At 71.1% G+C, this 4,877-nt stretch carries 3 protein-coding genes and 1 pseudogene; 1 reads left to right on the plus strand and 3 read right to left on the minus strand.

Annotated elements, in window-relative coordinates:
* Positions 1 to 298: 298 nt before the first annotated feature.
* The 3 genes and pseudogenes from ACFWI9_RS07925 to ACFWI9_RS07935 form a co-directional block, all read right to left on the minus strand.
* Positions 299 to 1,267 carry a DUF5926 family protein gene (locus ACFWI9_RS07925; RefSeq protein ID WP_387159730.1) on the minus strand — a complete coding sequence of 323 codons (969 nt, stop codon included), beginning with the start codon at positions 1,265 to 1,267 and terminating at the stop codon, positions 299 to 301.
* Between the two features lie 212 nt (positions 1,268 to 1,479).
* Positions 1,480 to 2,144, minus strand: a pseudogene (locus ACFWI9_RS07930) (ATP-binding protein).
* A 60-nt stretch (positions 2,145 to 2,204) separates the two neighbouring features.
* Entirely contained in the window at positions 2,205 to 2,996 is a 792-nt protein-coding gene (locus tag ACFWI9_RS07935) for a glycerophosphodiester phosphodiesterase (RefSeq protein ID WP_387159731.1), read from the minus strand.
* Positions 2,997 to 3,177: 181 nt separating this feature from the next.
* Between ACFWI9_RS07935 and ACFWI9_RS07940 the strand changes: the two genes are divergently transcribed.
* Positions 3,178 to 4,758, plus strand: a complete 1,581-nt coding sequence (locus ACFWI9_RS07940) for a S1C family serine protease (protein WP_387159733.1) — start codon at positions 3,178 to 3,180, stop codon at positions 4,756 to 4,758.
* Positions 4,759 to 4,877 lie beyond the last annotated feature (119 nt).

Below are 4,877 nucleotides of genomic sequence, written 5' to 3' on the forward strand. Positions count from 1 at the left end.
GGGAGTTGACTGAGGCTTACGGATTCTACGGAAGCGGGGGCGGATCGGGGGTTGCGGGGGCCCGTTTTCGGGAAAGAGCGGCGCCCGGTCGCTGGCGACGGGGGATGCACCAGCGACCGGGCTTCCAGAACGGTAACAAGAGATCGGCTGTTCGCAAATTCGATCTCGGGTATTCGGACACCGAATTACCGATCCGTAGGGGTGTTTGTGACCGGAATCACTTACCGTCGGTCACGGGTGGAGGGGAATAACGCCTTCCGCACCCACCGACCGCACGGTCGGTCTGTCGGTGGATTGCTCAGCTGAGGGTCACCTGGCGATTGGTGAGCCCACCCCGCGCCCGGCGCTCATCCGCGGTCAGCGGTGAGTCGGAAGCCAGCGCTGCGGCGAGCCGCTCGGCGAACTCGGCGGCCGGCTTCTCGCACTCCTCCGCCCCCATGCCGCTCGGCAGGTCCCAGACCGGGACCATCAGTCCGTGCGCACGGAACGAGCCGACCAGGCGGGTGCCTTCACCGAGGCTGGACGTGCCGGCCGCGTGCAGCCGGGCCAGGGCGTCGAGCAACTGCTCCTCCGGCTGCGGCATGACCCAGCGCAGATGGTTCTTCTCCGGCGTCTCGCACCAGTACGCCGCGTCCACCCCGGACAGCTTGACGGTGGGGATGGCGGCGGCGTTGGCTCGCTCCAGCGAAGCGGCGACCTCCGGGCTCGCGTTCTCGGCGGAGTCCGGGATCCAGAACTCGAAACCGCTGTGTACGACGGGCTCGAACGGAGCGTCCAGGTCGAGGAGGTCCTGGAGGCGAGGCCCGTCCGCCGGCACCCGCTCGCCCGCGATCGGGGTGCCGGGCGCGGCCGTGAGCGCACGGTGCAGGGTGTGCGCCATGTCGCGGCTCAGGTCGCCGGACGAGGTGTCGTTCTGAAGCGCCAGCAGTACGGCGCCGGAGTCGCGGCGCAGCGCGGGCCAGGCCATCGGCAGCACGGTCGCGAGAGTCACGGACGGAACGCCGTCGGGGAGCCCGCCCTTCAGGGTCAGCTCGACCGTGGCGGCGGGGACCAGCTCGCGCAGGGCGACCCAGTCGCACTCGCCGGGAAGCCCCTCGAAGGGGCGCTGGACCAGTTCGGTCACCGCGTGCGCGGCGGCGCGGCCGTGACAGGCCTTGTAGCGACGGCCCGAGCCGCAGGGGCAGGGCTCGCGGGCCCCGACCACCGGGATCTCGCCGTCGGTGAGCTGTGGCTTGACGGCCTTCGTCTGAGGGCGCTTCTTGGCCATGGTGTGGCTTTCTCCCGAGGGCTGCGGTGCTGTGTGATGCCTCTGTCTCGGGCGCGAGCCTAGCCGTTACGGGACGTGCGCAGGCCGCAACGTGTGCCGTGCCCGTCCGTCGGCGTCACCGGGTCGCGCCCGCCCGAACGCCCGGACTGTCCCGGACGACCCCGGACACCCGGGGGAAATCGGATGGCAGGCGGACGCGGGCGGTCACAGCACTAGGCGCACTCGGGGGGCTCGTCGTACGCGTCGCGGGCTCCGCGGCCTTCATACGTGTCGTACGCGTCCGCGAAATCGAAGCCGGGCCGTGGGACTGATACGCCCGGGCCGGTGACGCGCGTAGCGAAGTCGGCGTGCCGATACCCCTCGTTCACGAGTGCCCACACCGTGACCTCGCCGGCGGCGCCGTCCCGTACCCCCCAGTCATGGGCGAGTGCGCTGATGATGTTGAGCCCCCGGCCGCCGCGAGCGGTGACCGAAGGCGTCGCCGGAGCCGGGCGCGTCGGACCACCCCCATCCGTCACTTCGACGGTCAGCCTGCCTGCCGGGTCCGTATGCCAGGCCGCGCGGATGGCACCCTCCCCGATGTCCGACCGGCCCAGCGGTCTGCCGTGTCGGCAGGCATTGCTGAGCAGCTCGGAAAGAATCAGGACGGCGTCGTCCACGACCGATTCCGGCATCCCGCCGCGCCTCAGCTGGTCACGCATCCGGCGCCGTGCCTCACCCACGCCCGCAGGGCCATGGGGAACGGCCATGCTTGACGACGCGGGCACCTCCTGTGCCACCACCAACGCCACCCCCGAGACCTCCTTCACCCACGCCACGGTGTGGATGCCCCAATGGCCTGGACCGGAAACCGGCCAATCCACGTCTGGTGACGCACTCGTCACACCTGGACACTGACCGAACGCGCCGGTGCACTCCCTGTAGTCATGCGAGGTGCTCAGCCGCGACCGAGCTGGTCCAGTACCTGCTTCGGCCGGTTGGTGATGATCGCCTCGACCCCGAGGTTCACGCAGAATTCGACGTCCTCGGGCTCGTTGACCGTCCAGACGTGCACCTGGTGGCCGGCAGCGTGCAGCCGCTCGACATAGGAGGGGTGGTTCCGTACGAGACGGATGCCCGGGCCCGCGATGCGCGCACCGGCCGGCAGCCGCGCCTCGCGTGCGCGCAGCGGCAGGAACTGCATCAGGGACACCGTGGGGATCTGCGGGGCCGCGGCGGCGATCCGGTGCAGCGAACGCGCCGAGAAGCTCATGATGCGCACCGGCGACTCGTCGTCCCCTGCCGCACTGTCCAGACCGAACCGCTTCAGCAGCTCGAGCAGCCGCTCCTCCACCTGACCGCGCCAGCGGGTGGGGTGCTTGGTCTCGATGGCCAACTGGATCGGCCGCCCGGAATCGGCGACCAGCTCCAGCAGGCGCTCCAGGGTCAGTACGGAGGTGAACTCCCGATCACCCCAGTCGGGGCTCTCGTCGCTGTCCTTCCACGAGCCGAAGTCCAGGGCGGCCAGTTCTGACAGTTCCAGGGCGGAGACGGCGCCGCGGCCGTTCGACGTACGGTTGACGCGGCGGTCGTGCACGCAGACAAGATGACCGTCGGCAGTCAGCCGCACATCGCACTCAAGGGCGTCGGCCCCGTCTTCTATGGCCTTCACATAGGCGGCCAGGGTGTGTTCCGGGGCGTCCTCAGAAGCGCCTCGGTGAGCGACGACCTGGATCGGGAGTTGTGTCACCGCGTCATGGTGCCACCGTCCGAAACTCGCCGTCGCACCGAGCCGTACCGCTGCCCGCTATGTCCGTGATAAAGGTCGCGGATGGAGTCGCGCCCATATGCACAGGTCCTGCTTACAGTGGCCTGACAGGCAGTGGGAAAAGCTGGCACCTGACAATGACACGGCTATCGAGGAGACACCTGTGAGCACCGAGAACGAGGGCACCGAGGGACCCGCGGGTCAGTCCGCCCCGTCCGTACCTCCCGTGCCCCCTTCTGTGCCGCCGGCCGCTCCCGACAGCGCGGCTCACGCGGGGCATCCCGTACCCGGCGGGCACGCCGCCCCCGGGCCCGTCCCCACCCCCGGCCCTGCGGGCGCGGACGCGCCGACCCAGCAGGTCCCGCCCGTACCGCCGGTATCCGCGACACAGCAGATGCCGCCCGTACCGCCGGGACCGGCCGCACCCGTACCGCCGGGACCGGCCGCACCCGTACCGCCGGGTCCGGCCGCACCCGTACCGCCGGGTCCGGCCGCGCCCGCACCGGATGCCCCGCCGGTGCCGCCCACCGCCGGACACGGCTCCGGAGGCTGGCCGCCGCCCGCCGCGCCCTGGGGAGCGGCCGCACCGGGTGCACCCGCTCCCGCGTCCCGGCCGCGAGGCCGTGGCAATACCCTCGTCGCCACCGTGATCGCCGCCGCGCTCATCGCCGGAGGCGTGGGCGGCGGCATCGGCTACTGGGCGGCGGAGAACAGCGACCGCGGCGGTATCTCGACAACCGTCTCGGCGGGCGATGCCCCCGCCGACTTCAAGCGGGAACCGGGCACGGTCGCCGCCGTGGCCAACAAGGCGCTGCCCAGCGTCGTCACCATCGAGGCGAAGTCCGGCGGAGCCCAGGGCCAGACCGAGGGCGGCACGGGCACCGGCTTCGTGTACGACAGGGAAGGCCACATCCTCACCAACAACCACGTGGTGGCCTCAGCGGCCGACGGCGGTGAGCTCTCGGCGACCTTCTCCGACGGCAAGAAGTACGACGCCGAGGTCGTCGGCCGCGCCCAGGGCTATGACGTCGCCGTGCTGAAGCTGAAGAACGCACCCTCCGGCCTCACCCCGCTGCCGCTCGGAAACTCGGAGCGGGTGGCAGTCGGTGACTCGACCATCGCGATCGGCGCGCCGTTCGGCCTGTCCAACACCGTCACCACCGGCATCATCAGCGCCAAGAACCGCCCGGTCGCCTCGGGCGACGGCTCCAGCGGCAAGAACTCGTACATGAGCGCCCTGCAGACCGACGCCTCGATCAACCCGGGCAACTCCGGCGGTCCGCTGCTCGACGCCAGCGGCGCGGTGATCGGTATCAACTCCGCGATCCAGTCAGCCGGCGGCAGCGGCCTCGGCCAGACGCAGGCGGGGTCCATCGGCCTCGGCTTCGCCATCCCGATCAACCAGGCCAAGAACGTGGCCGAGCAACTGATCAAGACCGGCCAGCCGGTCTACCCGGTGATCGGCGCCACGGTGAACATGAGCGACGAGAGCGGCGCCGTGATCGCCGCCCAGGGCGCCGGCGGATCGGCCGCGCTCACCCCCGACGGCCCGGCCGCCAAGGCGGGGCTCAAAGCGGGCGATGTGATCACCAAGTTCAACGGCAAGACGGTCGACAGCGGTCCCACCCTGATCAGCGAGATCTGGAACCACAAGCCGGGCGACAAGGTGACTGTCACCTACAAGCGTGATGGCAAGGAGTCCACGGTCGATCTGACGCTGGGCGAGCGCAAGGGCGACGGCTGACACGACGGCCGACACGACAAGGAGAGGGGGGGGGGGGGGGGGGGCCCGTGGCAGGGGGGCCCGGCGGCGCGCGCCCGCGCCGGCCCGCGGGGGGGGGGGGACCGTCGGTCTGTGTGTGG

Origin of the sequence: Streptomyces sp. NPDC127084 (assembly GCF_042724175.1) — a bacterium.
Taxonomy (GTDB): domain Bacteria; phylum Actinomycetota; class Actinomycetes; order Streptomycetales; family Streptomycetaceae; genus Streptomyces.